Source organism: Ammoniphilus soli (genome assembly GCF_040813775.1).
This window is the reverse complement of sequence record NZ_JBEGDL010000007.1, coordinates 77,947-93,210: the sequence shown is the minus strand read 5'-3', so window position 1 is coordinate 93,210 and position 15,264 is coordinate 77,947. Positions and strand designations below refer to the sequence as shown.

General features: G+C 42.5%; 19 protein-coding genes. 6 read left to right on the top strand and 13 right to left on the bottom strand.

Features of this window, described 5'->3' with window-relative positions:
* Positions 1-24: 24 nt before the first annotated feature.
* The 5 genes from ABLT31_RS15665 to ABLT31_RS15645 all read right to left on the bottom strand — a co-directional run bounded on the left by ABLT31_RS15665 (position 25) and on the right by ABLT31_RS15645 (position 3,586).
* Positions 25-225 carry a copper ion binding protein gene (locus tag ABLT31_RS15665; RefSeq protein WP_367753188.1) on the bottom strand — a complete coding sequence of 67 codons (201 nt, stop codon included), beginning with the start codon at positions 223-225 and terminating at the stop codon, positions 25-27.
* Positions 226-378: 153 nt separating this feature from the next.
* Positions 379-750, bottom strand: coding sequence for an MFS transporter (locus tag ABLT31_RS15660; RefSeq protein ID WP_367753186.1), 372 nt, complete (start codon positions 748-750; stop codon positions 379-381).
* 475 nt (positions 751-1,225) lie between these two features.
* Positions 1,226-1,909, bottom strand: a complete 684-nt coding sequence (locus ABLT31_RS15655; protein ID WP_367753184.1) for a response regulator transcription factor — start codon at positions 1,907-1,909, stop codon at positions 1,226-1,228.
* Positions 1,906-3,369 (bottom strand): sensor histidine kinase, encoded by a 1,464-nt coding sequence (locus tag ABLT31_RS15650; RefSeq protein ID WP_367753182.1) that lies wholly within the window; start codon positions 3,367-3,369, stop codon positions 1,906-1,908. Before ABLT31_RS15650 ends, ABLT31_RS15655 begins: the two co-directional genes overlap by 4 nt.
* Complete coding sequence (locus ABLT31_RS15645; protein WP_367753180.1) at positions 3,362-3,586, bottom strand: SHOCT domain-containing protein; 225 nt, start codon at positions 3,584-3,586, stop codon at positions 3,362-3,364. The genes ABLT31_RS15650 and ABLT31_RS15645 overlap by 8 nt, the downstream gene beginning before the upstream one ends.
* Positions 3,587-3,828: 242 nt before the next feature.
* On the opposite strand from ABLT31_RS15645, the gene ABLT31_RS15640 reads away from it, so the two are divergent.
* Positions 3,829-5,091 (top strand): cell wall-binding repeat-containing protein, encoded by a 1,263-nt coding sequence (locus ABLT31_RS15640; protein WP_367753178.1) that lies wholly within the window; start codon positions 3,829-3,831, stop codon positions 5,089-5,091.
* A gap of 27 nt (positions 5,092-5,118) precedes the next feature.
* Here the strand turns inward: ABLT31_RS15640 and ABLT31_RS15635 are convergent, their stop codons facing one another.
* The 3 genes from ABLT31_RS15635 to ABLT31_RS15625 all read right to left on the bottom strand — a co-directional run bounded on the left by ABLT31_RS15635 (position 5,119) and on the right by ABLT31_RS15625 (position 6,706).
* Positions 5,119-5,775 (bottom strand): MOSC domain-containing protein, encoded by a 657-nt coding sequence (locus tag ABLT31_RS15635; RefSeq protein WP_367753176.1) that lies wholly within the window; start codon positions 5,773-5,775, stop codon positions 5,119-5,121.
* A gap of 124 nt (positions 5,776-5,899) precedes the next feature.
* Positions 5,900-6,433 carry a DUF3231 family protein gene (locus ABLT31_RS15630; protein ID WP_367753174.1) on the bottom strand — a complete coding sequence of 178 codons (534 nt, stop codon included), beginning with the start codon at positions 6,431-6,433 and terminating at the stop codon, positions 5,900-5,902.
* Between the two features lie 87 nt (positions 6,434-6,520).
* Positions 6,521-6,706 (bottom strand): hypothetical protein, encoded by a 186-nt coding sequence (locus ABLT31_RS15625; protein ID WP_367753172.1) that lies wholly within the window; start codon positions 6,704-6,706, stop codon positions 6,521-6,523.
* A gap of 211 nt (positions 6,707-6,917) precedes the next feature.
* Here ABLT31_RS15625 and pdxR point away from each other — a divergent pair, with 211 nt between their 5' ends.
* On the top strand, positions 6,918-8,351 hold the full coding sequence (pdxR, locus tag ABLT31_RS15620; protein ID WP_367753532.1) for a MocR-like pyridoxine biosynthesis transcription factor PdxR: 1,434 nt from the start codon (positions 6,918-6,920) through the stop codon (positions 8,349-8,351).
* Between the two features lie 43 nt (positions 8,352-8,394).
* Here pdxR and ytxJ read toward each other — a convergent pair whose 3' ends face one another.
* Entirely contained in the window at positions 8,395-8,721 is a 327-nt protein-coding gene (gene ytxJ, locus ABLT31_RS15615; protein ID WP_367753530.1) for a bacillithiol system redox-active protein YtxJ, read from the bottom strand.
* Between the two features lie 126 nt (positions 8,722-8,847).
* On the opposite strand from ytxJ, the gene ABLT31_RS15610 reads away from it, so the two are divergent.
* The 3 genes from ABLT31_RS15610 (at position 8,848) to ABLT31_RS15600 (ending at position 10,471) form a co-directional block, all read left to right on the top strand.
* Complete coding sequence (locus ABLT31_RS15610) at positions 8,848-9,288, top strand: protein-tyrosine phosphatase family protein (protein WP_367753170.1); 441 nt, start codon at positions 8,848-8,850, stop codon at positions 9,286-9,288.
* A gap of 123 nt (positions 9,289-9,411) precedes the next feature.
* Positions 9,412-9,798, top strand: coding sequence for a hypothetical protein (locus tag ABLT31_RS15605; RefSeq protein WP_367753168.1), 387 nt, complete (start codon positions 9,412-9,414; stop codon positions 9,796-9,798).
* Position 9,799: 1 nt separating this feature from the next.
* Positions 9,800-10,471: a PspA/IM30 family protein gene (locus ABLT31_RS15600; protein WP_367753166.1), complete on the top strand. Its 672-nt coding sequence runs from the start codon at positions 9,800-9,802 to the stop codon at positions 10,469-10,471.
* 129 nt (positions 10,472-10,600) lie between these two features.
* Here ABLT31_RS15600 and ABLT31_RS15595 read toward each other — a convergent pair whose 3' ends face one another.
* Positions 10,601-10,744 (bottom strand): hypothetical protein, encoded by a 144-nt coding sequence (locus ABLT31_RS15595; protein ID WP_367753164.1) that lies wholly within the window; start codon positions 10,742-10,744, stop codon positions 10,601-10,603.
* A 312-nt stretch (positions 10,745-11,056) separates the two neighbouring features.
* Here ABLT31_RS15595 and ABLT31_RS15590 point away from each other — a divergent pair, with 312 nt between their 5' ends.
* The gene (locus ABLT31_RS15590) at positions 11,057-12,139 is read left to right on the top strand and encodes a bifunctional 3-deoxy-7-phosphoheptulonate synthase/chorismate mutase (protein ID WP_367753161.1); all 1,083 of its coding nucleotides are present in this window, start codon (positions 11,057-11,059) and stop codon (positions 12,137-12,139) included.
* A gap of 162 nt (positions 12,140-12,301) precedes the next feature.
* On the opposite strand, the gene ABLT31_RS15585 is transcribed toward ABLT31_RS15590, so the two are convergent.
* From ABLT31_RS15585 to ABLT31_RS15575, 3 genes are all read right to left on the bottom strand, one after another.
* Complete coding sequence (locus ABLT31_RS15585) at positions 12,302-12,430, bottom strand: hypothetical protein (protein WP_367753159.1); 129 nt, start codon at positions 12,428-12,430, stop codon at positions 12,302-12,304.
* A 104-nt stretch (positions 12,431-12,534) separates the two neighbouring features.
* On the bottom strand, positions 12,535-13,848 hold the full coding sequence (locus ABLT31_RS15580) for a CitMHS family transporter (RefSeq protein WP_367753157.1): 1,314 nt from the start codon (positions 13,846-13,848) through the stop codon (positions 12,535-12,537).
* A 199-nt stretch (positions 13,849-14,047) separates the two neighbouring features.
* Complete coding sequence (locus ABLT31_RS15575; protein ID WP_367753155.1) at positions 14,048-15,205, bottom strand: CaiB/BaiF CoA transferase family protein; 1,158 nt, start codon at positions 15,203-15,205, stop codon at positions 14,048-14,050.
* Positions 15,206-15,264: the final 59 nt, after the last annotated feature.

Below are 15,264 nucleotides of genomic sequence, written 5' to 3'. Positions count from 1 at the left end.
CCATCAATGATGGGGCAAGTGTATTTATACTACATCGTATCCTTGATCTTCAATGGCTTCCTTGATCTGATCCAGTGAAAGTTTCGTTTCATCATAAGAAAGCGAGACGGACTTCCCCGCTAAATCAACCTTTGCAGCCGCTCCTAATTCCTTCAGTGCCCCTTCGATGGCATTAACGCAATGTCCGCAAGACATTCCTTCTACTTGCAATGTAATTTCTTTCATTTATAATCACTCCTTATTTTGAATGGGTTTAATCTTTTAATTGTATGTTACCATACTACTGTACCCTATAAAAAGGGCGAAAGATGTTCATTTTGTGTCTCTTACGACCATACTTACTTAATAAGCATTCCCCCTCTCATAGATGTTGAATCCTTACTTCTTTTGTATAAAAATCATCAAGATCATGATACTAATCATGGAAAGCGTCGCACTAAGCAAGAAAAGAATATTGAAACCTGTCGTAAATGTAGCCAGTAAATAGCCGGCAACGGTTGGTCCTATTGTGCTTCCCAAAGAACGGAATAAACTAAGATAACCTACGGCTGCTCCTGTCTCTTTGTGTTCTACTGCTTGAAGAATCAAGATATTAAGGGGAGCACCGATAACGATTCCCATACCGAATCCGAGAATGATCGTTGTTACTAAAAAAGCCGGAATGGAATTCACTAACGAAACGAAGGATAAGGCCCCCATTTTGTCTACAAGGTATCCTCCTGCTAGAGAAGCTGCCATCGATGATACCATGGTCTAAAGCCCCCATAAAGATACCAGCCAAAAATGTAAGAGTCGTCATCCCTCTTGATAAACCTGCGGGCTGTGAATTAGATAAAGCAACCTGAGAATTCACTTGTCTGCCTCCTTTATGATCCGTTCCATATTGTGTGTTTCTTTATGTTATTAGTATACAATACCCCCCTATACTATGTAAAGGGGTTGAATGGAAAATTTTGAGGCACAGCGGGATAGGATTTAGTACGGTTCGGGAGTTTGAGGGGTTTGGGACCAAATGTGGCTCGTTATTTAGAATAGCTTCCGCTTCGGGAGTTTCCTCCTCCGTTTCGTGATCAAAATCAGCCTGTTTGGGAGTATTTTTAAAATCTTGTGAGTTTGATCGAGTTTACGAGCAATACAAGTCGGTTATCTGGATTGGCTACATCTTTGATAGTTTTCCAAACAAAAAAAGCCCCTATTGAGGAGCTTTAACTGACGTTTGCAATTTTTATACCCCTTTATACCCCACACCCCAAACCGTTTTAATCACAGCTTCCACGTCTACTCCATGCTTGCGCAGCTTCTCCCGTAAATTTTTCACGTGGGAATCCACGGTACGGGTATCACCCACATAATCAGCTCCCCAGATCATTTCCAGCAATTGGTCCCGGCTATATACTCTTCCTGCATTGTTCATAAAGGTGTAAAGCAGCTCAAATTCCTTCGGTGTCAGTTCAACTACTTGCCCTTGGTATGTAACCGTATGGGTATCGGAATTTACGGTGATGCCATGTTGGTGGGTGCTTGATCGGGGTGCCGATTTGCCTGCCCTTCGCAACAGGGCTTCGATTCTGGCCAAAAGCTCCGCTTCCTCAAACGGCTTTGTGAGATAATCATCAGCTCCCATTTTTAGCCCTTTTACTTTTTCCATTGTCTGATCGCGAGCAGTCAGCATGATAATGGGGAGGTTGCTAAAGGTCCTGACTCGTTGACAGACCTCCCAGCCATCCATGCCAGGCATCATAATATCTAAAATCACCAGGTCATAGTCACCGGTTTTTAATAAGATGAGGGCTTCCTCACCATCTGCCGCCGTTTGCACCTCATACTGCCCTTTCTTTAGGTATAGTTCCAGCAGCCGACGCATGGGGGCTTCATCATCTACCACGAGTAACCGTAATGGTTTTCTCAATTTACTTCCCCCTTCTTCCCTTCATTCTCTTTCCTCATTGCCAGCGGAAGCCGTACATAGAAAGTGGTCCCTTGTCCTTCCGTACTTTCTACTCCGATCTCTCCTTGATGCACTTCCACAATTTTTTTGCAAATAGCTAGTCCGAGACCCGCTCCTCCGGTTTCTTTGGACCGTGATTTTTCTACTCGATACAATCGCTCCATGATGAAAGGCAGTTCCTCTTTAGGAATTCCCGGTCCTGAATCACGAAAATAAACGATTATGTGAGAGGGTTGCTCCTCAAAACTCACCTCTAAGAATCCATTGGGTGGAGTGTATCTTCTTGCATTCTCCAATATATTGATAAATAATTGTTCCAACCGCTGCGGGTCCCCATCGATAAAAGGCTGGGCTTTCGGTGGCTTATACTCCATAACAATCCCTTTGGCGTCCATCGAGGATTCCACCAATGTTAAGACATTCGTGACTACTTCTTCCAGAGAAAGATATTCCTTTCGAAAAGAAAAATCGCCTTGCTCCATTCGGGCCAGATCGAATAAGTCTTGAACTAAACGCTGGAGCCTTGTACTTTGATCATGAATGATACTGACATATTCTTTTTGCTCATCACCCGAAAGGCGCTTGATAAGAAGAATTTCCGAGTAGCCCTTAAGATAGGTAAGCGGTGTTCTTAGCTCATGACTAATATCAGCTAGAAACTCATTTCTCTGCTTCTGATAAAACTGAATCTCTTTTGACATATGATTGATAGAATCGGCTAACTGGGCTACCTCGTCTTCTCCTGTAACGAGAAGACGGGATTGATATTTCCCCTTTGCAATCTCTCCGGTCACTTTTTTCATATTGAGGAGAGGCCGAACCACCATCCGTGAAAGAACAAAAAGGATACCTGCAACAATCAGGACGGTGATCAATCCAATCCCTATTAACATGCCTTGAAGAACCCCAACGGCTTGTCGAATAGGTGTAGTAGAAGTAAATAAGACAACGGTTCCCTTCTCTATTCCCTCACCTAATATAGCGGACCGACCTACCAAAAAAGGCTTAGTCCGCCAGTCCTGTTCCAGAGCATATTCTTCTTGCTGTTTCCCTTCAGTCGCCTTCCGCAAATACTCATGATGAGGAGCTGTGACGGTATCTGAACTTCCGAGCACTTTTCCCACACGATCAAGGATGACGACCATAAACGGAGATCCGCTTTCCATCTGAATAACATGCTTAATGGTTACGTCATTAAAATGGTCGCTTAGGACAACTGCATGACTATGTGCCCGCTGCAAAAGTTCTTCTGTCGTGTGAGAGAGATAAAAGGATAAAAAGAGAGAGTAAAGGATATTTCCCAAGGCTAGCATAACCAACAAGAAAACGGATAAGAGCAATAGCCCTAGCTTTAGAGCCACATGCGTACGTATTACATGCAATAGCTTTCTCATGACGACAGGAATTTCTCCTTTATCCATTGTTTAAACGATTGAGCCTGTGGTCAAACTCCTCATCACTTATTTCCCCTCTCGCATAGCGCTCACGAAGAATACGCAGAGCTTCGTCTTCCCGAGTTTTTGGAGATTTTTCTGCCTTGATCCAGCGAATGACTAAATAAATGCCAAACAGCAGCAATCCCCACTGTAACAGCATCCATAGGAACATTGGCATTCCGGCAAAACCAATATGCATCATTATGGCTAAACCTCCTCTGATTATAAGGCCCGATTCTTCTATCTCTTTACTTTTATACTAACAGATAAATGTGGAGAAACTATGTGGGAATGACCAAGGATTCGAATAGGAAAATATAACCAAAATCTTCAAATTATAAATCCCTCCATATTTTCTCCACAAATTTGTTTTATGATCTCTTATATCTTCAGTCTGCACAATTAAAAACAAATTCTACTTCAAAGAAAGGGTGAATATAAAAAATGAAATCTTTTTTCAAGCTATTATCTATCGGCGCTCTGTCCGCTGCCTTAGTGGCATGCACCAACTCGGAAACAACACCGGCAGAGCCTCAACCCAATCAGGCGGCAGCACCAGCTCCAGCATCGGATGTTAATGTGGTAACGAAGAATACGTCCAGGGTGCTTGGGTCCAATGCAGAAGAAATCTCCATTTCTACTTCTAAAATGATCTGGCCAGCGACTCCTGCAGGAACTACACCTAATGTGGTATTAGTTGCTCCCGATAATAATTGGCAAGTTCAATTAGTTACTGTCGATCTGATCCACCATCCAAGTGATGGTCCGCTTCTTGTGTCCAACCCATCTTCCATATCCGATGCAGTGATGACGGAGTTAAAACGTTTGAATCCAAAGGGAGCCCAAGATGGAACCCAAGTAATTGCCGTTGGAATGGATGAAGCTGCAATCAAACAGCTTGGGGATGCGAACTTCAAGGTTAAAGAAATTAAAGGGGATAATCCAGCTCAAATTGCTGGTGCCATCGATGATTACTATGCTTCTGTATGCGGGGAACTTCCCCAATCTGTCATTGTTTCTACTTCCGAACAGCTGGAATATGCTGCTCCTGCTGGAAACTGGATTGCTCATATGCCTGAGCCGCTCTTGTATGTAACCAAGGATGATATTCCTGAGGAAACCGATCAAGCGTTGAACAAGCGAAATGGCCAAGCGGATATTTACCTTCTCGGGCCCGAATCGGCTGTGAGCAAACAAGTGGAAGAAGATTTGAAAAAATATGGCCAAGTTACTCGGATTGCAGGAGATGACCCGTATACAAATGCCATCGCTTTTGCCAAGTATAAGGACCCCAACACAGGATTTGGGTGGGGCATCACGCAGCCTGGACATGGCCTCATGCTCGTGAACAAAGATCAAGTCAACCAGGCTATCCCGGCCGTCGCTTTCTCCCATAGAGGAAAGCATGCCCCGATGCTTCTTTCGGATATGGACACGGCGCCAGATACGCTCCTGGCTTACTTGAAGGAATTAAAACCACTATTCACGAAGGACCCAACCGAGGGGCCCTATAATCATCTTTTCATTGTCGGAGGCAGCGAGTCCATTTCTAACGATCAGCAAGGAAACCTAGATCACCTTATCGAAATTGAATCAGCCAGCGGCGGAGGACACGGAGCACATGGTGGCGAACCAATGCCAGCACCGGCTCCGGCGGATGAACCTGCTCCCATGGATCATGGGAAAATGGGGCATAGCAACCATTAAAAAAGCACCTTCGGGTGCTCTTTTTGTTTAACCGCCGTTTGCTACACGTTTTGTAAAGGTTTCTCTCCAGCTTAAGGATAGCTCTTCGACTTCTAGGATCCTTTTCATCCCTTCGATATTCGCTTTTTCATGATGCATCATTCGGTTTGCGTAGGCTACTGTCACATTTTTGGGGTGTCTCTCTACTAATTTCATAGACTTTTCCCCACTCACCCATCCTTCTCTTAACACGCGAAAATAAAAACCAGTATACCCTGAATCCTGAACCCACTTCGGAAGATAAATCTCATTATGTTTTTTAGCCAGTTTGTGGCAAGGCTGACGGGGCTGAGTGACTTGAACAAGCGCCTCTCCTAATTCATAAACATCCCCAATGCATACCACCTCTTCGGTAAGGCCATCTACAGTCAAATTTTCTCCAAAAGCCCCATAGGAAAGCGTGCGCTTCAATTCCTTGGCCCAATAGGAATAATGAACATAGGGATAGACGCATATCGCCTTATCTTCTCCGCCATGATGGACAAGATCGGCTTGGCCATCTCCTTCAAGGCCTGTTTTAAACAGAAAAATGGGCTTGGCTATTGGTTGCTTATCAATCCCTGTTGATATGACCTCCCCTTGGTAAGTCATATTTTTAGGCATTCCAACGTTGATGGATACCAATTCATAGATCTGATTCTTCATCGTTTCCCCTCCAGGCATGGATTAGATTACGATTATTGTACCAAAATTATCCTCCCAATAGGTTACTGTACTTCCTATCCTGCTTGAATTGCATAATAAAAAAGCCCACTCGTGTAGAATGGGCTTATCCATTATAGTACGGAGGAAGTTTCAACCAGCCTTTCTCTTCCATTAACTTTCTGAACGTTAAGGAAAACGACACTTTTGTAATGATATATTTACCGAACATCATCCCCACGTCCGCACGAACAGCTTCAGTGAGCCCCCTAGCCGCAACGTTAATTCCCAATATGATCTTATACACCACAAAATTCGCTATTTCCTCTTCTGACATTCTTGCCCATTCGGGCACTGTTTGATTCGGATTATCGATCATCGGCTTCTCTGGGGTCCCTTGAGGTAACGGAACCGATTCATTTAGTAAAAAATCCTTTATTTCTTGAATAATTGGTTTATGCACATTATTAATTAAATCCCCTAGCTTCTCTTTCAATTCATGGTCTTGCGTTGTGTTATATGCTACTTGTTCAACCCGTAACGCTTCTTCTGCTTGGGCAAGAAAAAACCATAAATTCATTGCTTCTCCGACATGTAACGGTTTCTTTTCCCCATCCATAAAAGGGGCAAAAGCGTCTTTAAGTACCTCAAGCACATTCATTGAGTCTACACTCCATTAAAGTTTGTCTTTTGATGTATTTTGCTCCTGACCTTCCAAATTATACATAAAGATATAGGCGCTTGTTGATCAACTATAGATATAAACAACAAAAGCTGCTAACAATATAATGGTAACGATTGCGTAAATTATACTTAGATTTTTTACTCTGCGATTCACAGTGCCATAATTTTTATCTTCCGGGTTTTTGGCCACATACAATGTGCCTAACAAAGCAAGCACACAACCTATAATAATAGCAATGGTATATATCATTACTTCATCTCCTTGATTCATTTACAAGCGATTATAGTATATCTTTCACTCAAAATAACGATCCAATTTTTCATGAAATGACCCATCCACTTTGTTGGATCAAGAGAATAGCCTTGCTTTATCAGAGCCCTTGACAATCCATACTATTACCCATATTAATAGGTTAATCCACTTTTTGAGATACCCAAATAGGCTAATGACGGTGAATGCGATGGAATGGAAACCAGACAAAAAAAGCGATATCCCTATTTATAAACAAATTGCCGATTATATTCAAAAGAGAATCGCCTATGGAGAATATCTGCCTGGCAGTTTTCTTCCTTCCGAAAGATCTTTAGCGAAATCCCTCGATGTTAACCGAGGAACGATCGTCGCAGCATACGGCGAATTATTTTCCCATGGATTAGTGGAACGAATTAAAGGAAGCGGTACGAAAGTCAGCAAGGATGTATGGGGGCTAACCCGAACGCGAATCCCGAATTGGGACCTTTATGTTGAACGGGGGTCGTTTTTGCCTAACCTCCCCATGTATCAGTACATTCACGAGGAGATCCATGAGAGGAACTTGATTAACTTTGCGAGTGGCGAATTGGCTCATGATTTAATGCCTTATGGAGATTTTCGCTCCATACTCAGCCAAACTGAATTTCAGCAATCTCTCGGATACGACCATCCGCAAGGGAATTTGGACCTCCGGAAAACGATTGTAAGCCATCTAGAAATGCATAAAAATATTGAATGCACGAGTCAGTCAGTCTTAATCACTTCAGGCGCCCAACAAGCTCTTCATCTTGTGATTCAGTGTTTGTTAAATCCAGGTGATGCCATAGCATATGAAGATCCCTCTTATGCTCATTCCCTCCCAACCTTTCGTTCAGCTGGCTTAAAGACATTCTCATTGCCGGTCGGAGAACACGGGATTAATCCCGAAGACATTATCCATCTATATCAAAAGCATAAGATTAAGATGGTATTTCTTAACCCGATTTTTCAGAATCCCACGGGAACTGTTCTATCTTTGGAGAAAAGAGAGCGGGTTATAGCCATTACGGAAAAATTAGGCATCCCGGTCGTGGAGGATGACCCTTATAGCTTAATTTCCTTTTCGGATCGAACCAATACATCAACCCTAAAATCCATGGATAAGATCGGAACGGTACTGTATATCAGTTCCCTTTCTAAGCTAGTGGCTTCAGGACTTCGAATTGGGTGGGTCGTTGGTCCGCAAAACGTGATTCATCGCCTTGCCGATGCGAAGCAGCAAATTGATTTTGGACATAGCATACTACCACAGTGGGTTGCCAATGAGTTTCTCAAATCAGCGTCATTTGATGCGCATCTTCAATATATTAAGCAAAAGCTCCAGCAAAAAAGGAATTTGTTGATTTCTGCCTTACAACGCGAACTTTCGGACGATATTACGTTCCAAATACCAGATGGCGGGATCCATCTCTGGTGTCGTCTCTCCCATCAGGTAAACGAGTATCGACTGCTTGAAGAGTCGTTGAAACATGGGGTCATCTTTGTTCCAGGCAGCTTGCTCGGCTCTCAAAACGGGCATATCCGCTTTACGTTTGGCCGGGCAGAGACCGAATCGATTCCAGAAGGGATATCAAGATTAAAGCAAGCTTTGCTCAAACTTTAAAGGGTCTCCCTGGTTTACTTAGGGAGACCCTGTTTTTCTATCTCTATTGACTCAATGCTTCTTTAATCGATTGGTGAGTAATCTTCCAATGAGAAGCATGCCAGACTACCTTTCCATCTTCCAACAGAAAGATTTGAGGCGATTCATGTTTTATGCCAAATTGTTCAGCAATTTTATTGGACACAGGACGGTCTTCAATCACCAAGACCTCTGCAGCGGAAGTATCCGATTCTTTTAGGAACGCATGGAATTCCCCGTAGGCCTCAGCACTAACCGGACAAGCGGTGCTATGCTTGAAAAGCAGTTGTTTTCCAGGTTGTTGAACAAACTCATTCAAGTCTTCTATCGATTTAAGCTGTTTAATGGACATGGTTTTCACTCCTTTAACGTAATCATACATTTTTCTTTTCGCCCAATTCCTGTACAGATCCTCTCCCTCCACCCTTCAGATTAATACTTATAGAGTACAGAAAACAAGAGGAGGACCCCTACAGATATGCCGATTTCCGAAATGATTCCCGGGAGATTATATGCAGGTGGAACAATTCAGGATCAGGACTGGGCAGCCATGGGCCAAAGAAACATAAATGCCGTCGTCAATCTTCGCGTAATACCCGATATTGTCCCAACACAATTCACCAACAGAATAACCTTGTTATGGGCGCCTCTTTCCCCGCTCATCCTTCCAAGCATAGATTGGCTCCTTCAATTGCTTCACCAAATAGATCATCTATATGTCTCAGGCAACCGCGTATTCGTCCACTGTACGCTAGGCGTTCATCGAACCGGCCTAGTGATTACTGCCTTTTATATGTACAAATTTAAAATGCGTCGTGAGGAGGCCCTCCAGATGGCAAGAAATAAGAGACCAGAACTAAATCCTCCTTCTCACTATCTAGCCTTATTAAAGGAATTGGAGAGTTATTTATTTAGATAGCAGCACACCCCCACTCTACACATGAAGTGGGATTTTTTTATGACCGTTTTATTTTTCACCGAGTTTTCACTTTGCCTTCCTATAATCAAAGCATAGAAAGGACAAACAGTAGGAGGTAAGCAAATGAACATCAGGAAAGGTTTAAAGTGGGTTTTGGCTGCCGTTCTCTTATGGATCTTAGCAAAGGTAGGAATGGCGATCTTTGGAGTATTCCACAGTGCCCATTATATGCCTCACCCTATGGGTTTTGGTTTCGGTGGTCATGGTATGCGGGGGCACCACCACATGGAAGCTTTTCATTTCTTCTGGCCGGTTGTATCGGCAGTTTTCTGGATCGCGGTGATCGTCGTTTTAGTGGGATGGGTAATAAAGAAAATGAATACACATCGTGTTAGCCATTCTATGCCAGGATTCACTTCTACCTATAGCTCTCATCCCCCATATAAAGTTGAAGCTGATTTCTTGGATGAATGGGAAAAAAATCAAACCAAACAAAAGGAGAAGGAATAACATGGGGATCTTTAACAGGTTAAAAAATATTGCAACAGCTGAAATCAACGGACTGCTAGATCAAGTCGAAGACCCTATCAATATGCTGAACCAATATGTACGCGAAATGGAGGAAGAAATCTCAAAAGGAGAACACGCTCTTGCTAACCAAATTTTTTTGGAGAAAAGACAACGGGAATCCATTTTAAGTATAGAAGAAGTGATCGCTAAAAGAACTCGCCAAGCCCAATTAGCCGCAGATCAAGAAGAGGACCAGCTCGCCAAGCTGGCTCTGCAAGACAAATTGATTCATGAGGAAAAATTAACATTATATAAAGAACAGTATGCAACGATTAAAAATCAAACCAAGATGCTGCAGGAAAAGCTGAATCAACTAAAAGAAAAATGCGATGAGTTAAAACACAAAAGGCTGCTCTTGATTTCAAGAGCAAATGTAGCTCAATCCATCAAACAAATCAATCATACAGTAAATTCCTTAGACACGGATCATATTTCAAAAAGCTTTGCGCGTATGGAAGAACGAGTTTTCATGATGGAGGCTGAAGTAGAGGCAAGCAACCGTCAATCTCTGCCTGGAAGATACCTGAACAATCTTTCGCTAGATCCTATGCTTCAAGAAGAAGTGCAGAAAGAATTTGCGAAACTGAAGGAAAAAAGTAAGGAAACAGCTTAATCGATTACTTCATTGGAGACAAGTTCCCCCTCTTGTCTCCTTTATAATGGAACGCAAAAAGACCCTGCTCATTCTCATCTGGAACGAACAGAGTTCTCATGCTTTACAATATATCATTGGCTCACCTTTCTATTTTTTGTTGATTTGACCATAGAAATTAAGATACCGTTTATTTGCTACCAGTAATTCAAGAGCTTCCTGTTTCACCATCATTTCACACCTTTTTCTATCCTTCTTCACAAACTCATTAATAGTCTCTAATAATTTTATCATTTGGAATCGACCTCCTCTTTATTTTGTATCTTCATTATTGATCTTTCCCTAATCATTTACAAAGTCCATATCCCGGCATGAAAACGACAATCATGGGTATTGAAAACCAATGAAAACGGACATCACCTGGATTTTTCGCATGTTATTGTCCATTTTCACAGTTTTTCACTCTTCTTTACTTTTGCATTAACACTACCAAGCGCTAAAGTATTAACGATGCAAACTACTTCAATGACAATACATGTAGAATTAGTTATAATCACAATAATTATTTTTAAAATTTTCATATCTATTAGATGAGGTGGAGTAGAGATGAGCAACGACAAGCTAGAACAATTGAGAGCTGAGCTAGATCAACTAAATCTTCAGATCCTAGACCTGATTAATCAACGTGCGGCCCTTTCCCAGGAGATTGGGGAAGTTAAATTGGCTCAAGGTATTAATAAGTTCGACCCCGAACGCGAACGGCATATGCTCAATTTGATTACAGAACATAATAAAGGACCATTCGAAGACAGCACCATTCAATATTTATTCAAGCAAATTTTTAAGGCATCCCTTGACTTGCAAAAGGTTAACAATCAAAAAACGCTTCTCGTTAGCCGTAAAAAGCAAGCAGAAGATACGATTGTTGAGATCGGCAATGTACAGGTGGGTGTTGCGGGACAACCTCTTCTTGTAGCAGGCCCTTGTTCTGTAGAGAGTTTAGAGCAAGTTCGTGAAGTGGCTAAAGCATTAAAAGCTAATGGAGTTTCGATCTTGCGCGGAGGAGCTTACAAGCCTCGTACCTCCCCCTATGACTTCCAAGGTATGGGAGTAGAGGGATTAGAGATCTTGCGTAAAGTGGGTGACGAATTCGGATTAAAGGTGATCAGTGAAATTGTTAATCCTGCAGATATAGAGCTGGCCACTGAATATCTGGATATCATCCAAATAGGCGCACGTAATATGCAGAACTTTGAATTGCTAAAAGCAGCAGGAAAAGTGAACACTCCTGTTCTGTTGAAGCGCGGATTGTCCGCCACTATTGAAGAATTCATTTATGCAGCAGAGTACATTCTCCACAATGGCAATTCCAATGTCATGCTTTGCGAGCGTGGTATTCGCACATATGAAAAAGCGACAAGAAATACACTAGATATCTCTGCCGTACCTATCCTAAAACAAGAAACACATCTTCCTGTATTCGTCGACGTGACTCATTCTACAGGAAGACGCGATATCCTGCTGCCGGCTGCAAGAGCGGCTTTAGCCATTGGCGCGGATGGGGTCATGGTTGAAGTGCATCCCGATCCGGAAACCGCACTTTCTGATGCGAAACAGCAAATCAACATTCCGCAATTCAATGAGTTTGTAGCACAGCTAAAAGATACTAGCATTTCAACCATAAGCTAGAACTGCGAAGAGGCTGTCCCTATAGGCGGGTAAAAACCAACTTGAGGGCAGCCATTTATTTTCAGTTATTGGGGGGATAAAGATGGGTTTCTCCAGGCACTTATGATTTGATTCACCCTCTTCCCTATCTCAGTCCCCTATGACATTGTTTTATGCTGCACATCATCCATGGTAAGCCGCCAAATCATAACAGCAGTTAATGAACCCAAATAAGATGCCTCCAATAGAAGCAATGCTTATGGTTTCTATTAAAGTTAGATAGGAGTTATTCAGCTTTTGTCTATTCTCCATTGTCCACTTCCTACTTATTAGATAAAACCGTTACAATTCTAAGCCAGTGAATGAATGGGAAAAGAACCGGTTTTCATCCGGTTCTTTTTCGTGTCCTATTCATTCTATAGCGACATAGTCCCCGTAATAACACCTACGATGATATATATGAAAAGTATCCCTACGGACCACTTTGCAGCATGTTTTTGAATATCTGTCAAGGTGATCCCTGTCATATGTGCCATTAAATACATAGCTCCAACTAACGGCCCAATAAAACCAAAAGAAGTTCCATATAAAGAAGCTACCCCCATTTGCATTGCACTAATTCCATATGAGGAAGCTGTTTCGGTAAGTATAGGAAGGATACCGAAATAAAATGCGTCGGGACCGATGAAAAAGAGAACTGGCGCACTCAACACAGCCGTTATGATTGGAAAATGGGCTCCTAATGATTCAGGAATCAGGGATACCAAACTTTGCGCCATAGCATCAGACATCGCTGTCCCCTTCAAAATACCTGCAAATATCCCAGCAGCAAGGATAATCACAGTAACTGCTAATGCATTAGAAGAATGGTCTGCGATACGCTTTCTCTGATCCTCTAAGGATGGATAGTTGATTAACAAAGCAAGGGCTGTACCAAAGATAAACAATACAGGGGCAGGTAACCACTCTAGAACAATGGCAACCATAATCGCCAGGGATAGAATGGCATTGATCCATATTAGCTTCGGACGCTTTAAGTCACTTGCTTCAGTTAGTGCTGGATCTGCTGCCGATGCTATTTCCGCTTGGGCACCTAGGACGATCTTTAAATCTGTTATCCCAAGTCTTGCTCGTTCCCTCTTTCCAATAATATAAGCCACAAATAAAACATAGATTAAACTAACCATCATTCCAGGCAACATGGCAAGATAAAGGTCCGTTGCATCCAGTTGCAGCACACTCGCCGCTCGCCCGGCAGGACCGCCCCACGGTACTAGCGTTGTGATACCAATTTGCATGACGGTTAACATAGCCAATATCGTAGGATTTATCCCTAGTCTTTTATATAATGGAAGAAAAGCGCTGACACATATCATGATAGTCGTTGTGCCATCCCCGTCGAATCCAACGATCCCTGCTAAAAGAGCTGACCCAACAATTACTTTTAAAGGATCACCTTTGGCGAACTTGACGATTCTCTTGGTAATGGGATCAAACATTCCCGTATCGATCATGATTCCAAAATACAAAATAGCAAACAAGATGAGTATTGCCGTAGGTGCGGATTTCTGAATACCTTCCATTATCAGTGGACCTAATTCAAGCCCAAAACCTCCAATTAATCCGAAGATAATGGGGACAATGATTAATCCGGTAAACGGAGAAAGGCGCTTTGTTATAATAAAATACAGGAAGATGACAACCATCAGATAACCCAATATAGCTAGCATAGATTACTTCCCTTCTATAAGAATATATTTTTGGTACCGGTTACAACAATACTATCTAAAGGCCTTATTCATATGTTTGATTAATAATATTTCAATTCTATCAAAACGCGGACTTCAAAGCTCCTGAATGTACGGGTTATCAGAGAATTTTTTTGATTTAAATGATCTGATAACCCTAGGAGGCATTAGCCTAAAACTTTTACTTAACACTCATCTTCTTGCCTAGAATTTCTTCGTTATGTTGGCCTAGCTTAGGACCAATCCATTGGATTTCACCTGGTGTTTCAGATAACTTCGGTACAATCCCTGGAACCAGTACTTTTTCTCCATCTGGCAAAGTAACCGTCTCTAGCATATTGCGTGCACGATAATGCTCATCCTGAACGATATCCTCCATACTGTAGATAGGCCCCGCGGGGATTCCTTGTTCATCCATTACTTTCTGAACCTCTTTTAGGGTGTGTTGGGCTGTCCACTCGCCAATAACACCATCGAGAAAATCAGCTTCCCTGACCCTTCCCTGATTGTTAGCAAATCGTTCATCCTCCGCCAAATCTGGACGTCCAATGGCATTCATTAACTTTTTATAGAGACCGTCCCCATTGGCCCCGATCACCATATATTTGCCATCCGAGCAAAGATAGATATTAGAAGGGGCAAAACCTTTTACCGTTGTACCGGTTCTCTCCCGAAGCAGCCCTTTCAGATCATACTCGGGCAGTAAGCCTTCCATTAAAGAAAATACGGACTCATATAAAGCAATATCTATAAATTGACCTTTTCTGGATGGATCGTTATCCCGAGCCCGTAAAGCCATTAATGTACCAATAACGGCATACAAACCAGAAACGGAGTCCCCTAAGGCGATTCCTACTCTAACCGGCGGACGATCCGGAAAACCTACCAACTGACGCAGCCCGCCCATGGCTTCACCGACACTACCGAATCCTCCTTTATCCCGGTAAGGACCTGTTTGACCAAATCCAGAAATGCGGGCCATGATAATACTTGGATTGATTTTCTTTAAATCCTCGTAGCCAATCGCCCATTTTTCTAACGTTCCTGGACGGAAATTTTCTAAAACCACATCAACCTCTTTGGCAAGTTCCCGAATCATTTCCTGGCCTTCCGGTACACGAAGATCGATCGTCACGGACTTTTTATTCCTTGACTGGACATACCACCAAATAGCCGTGTCCCCATGCATAGCATGCCAACTGCGCAATGAATCTCCAGTCTTTGGATCTTCTACTTTAATGACTTCAGCTCCAAATTCAGCCATAAGCTTCCCAGCAAAAGGCGCTGCTACATAGTTACCTAGTTCCAACACGCGAATTCCTTCTAATGGTTTTTTCATATAAGACTCATCCCTCTCTATCTGGTTATAATATTCTGATAATGTATACGTTAAATGAC

Coding starts and splice junctions, on each gene's coding strand:
- ABLT31_RS15575 (WP_367753155.1), bottom strand. CDS start 15,205: ATGAAAAAACCATTAGAAGGAATTCGCGTGTTGGAACTAGGTAACTAT.
- ABLT31_RS15660 (WP_367753186.1), bottom strand. CDS start 750: ATGGTATCATCGATGGCAGCTTCTCTAGCAGGAGGATACCTTGTAGAC.
- ytxJ (WP_367753530.1), bottom strand. CDS start 8,721: ATGTCCATTAAACAGCTTAAATCGATAGAAGACTTGAATGAGTTTGTT.
- ABLT31_RS15650 (WP_367753182.1), bottom strand. CDS start 3,369: ATGGATAAAGGAGAAATTCCTGTCGTCATGAGAAAGCTATTGCATGTA.
- ABLT31_RS15635 (WP_367753176.1), bottom strand. CDS start 5,775: ATGAAGAATCAGATCTATGAATTGGTATCCATCAACGTTGGAATGCCT.
- ABLT31_RS15590 (WP_367753161.1), top strand. CDS start 11,057: ATGAGCAACGACAAGCTAGAACAATTGAGAGCTGAGCTAGATCAACTA.
- ABLT31_RS15625 (WP_367753172.1), bottom strand. CDS start 6,706: ATGATATATACCATTGCTATTATTATAGGTTGTGTGCTTGCTTTGTTA.
- ABLT31_RS15605 (WP_367753168.1), top strand. CDS start 9,412: ATGAACATCAGGAAAGGTTTAAAGTGGGTTTTGGCTGCCGTTCTCTTA.
- ABLT31_RS15600 (WP_367753166.1), top strand. CDS start 9,800: ATGGGGATCTTTAACAGGTTAAAAAATATTGCAACAGCTGAAATCAAC.
- ABLT31_RS15665 (WP_367753188.1), bottom strand. CDS start 225: ATGAAAGAAATTACATTGCAAGTAGAAGGAATGTCTTGCGGACATTGC.
- ABLT31_RS15645 (WP_367753180.1), bottom strand. CDS start 3,586: ATGATGCATATTGGTTTTGCCGGAATGCCAATGTTCCTATGGATGCTG.
- ABLT31_RS15580 (WP_367753157.1), bottom strand. CDS start 13,848: ATGCTAGCTATATTGGGTTATCTGATGGTTGTCATCTTCCTGTATTTT.
- ABLT31_RS15640 (WP_367753178.1), top strand. CDS start 3,829: ATGAAATCTTTTTTCAAGCTATTATCTATCGGCGCTCTGTCCGCTGCC.
- ABLT31_RS15585 (WP_367753159.1), bottom strand. CDS start 12,430: ATGGAGAATAGACAAAAGCTGAATAACTCCTATCTAACTTTAATAGAA.
- ABLT31_RS15610 (WP_367753170.1), top strand. CDS start 8,848: ATGCCGATTTCCGAAATGATTCCCGGGAGATTATATGCAGGTGGAACA.
- ABLT31_RS15595 (WP_367753164.1), bottom strand. CDS start 10,744: ATGATAAAATTATTAGAGACTATTAATGAGTTTGTGAAGAAGGATAGA.
- ABLT31_RS15630 (WP_367753174.1), bottom strand. CDS start 6,433: ATGAATGTGCTTGAGGTACTTAAAGACGCTTTTGCCCCTTTTATGGAT.
- pdxR (WP_367753532.1), top strand. CDS start 6,918: ATGGAATGGAAACCAGACAAAAAAAGCGATATCCCTATTTATAAACAA.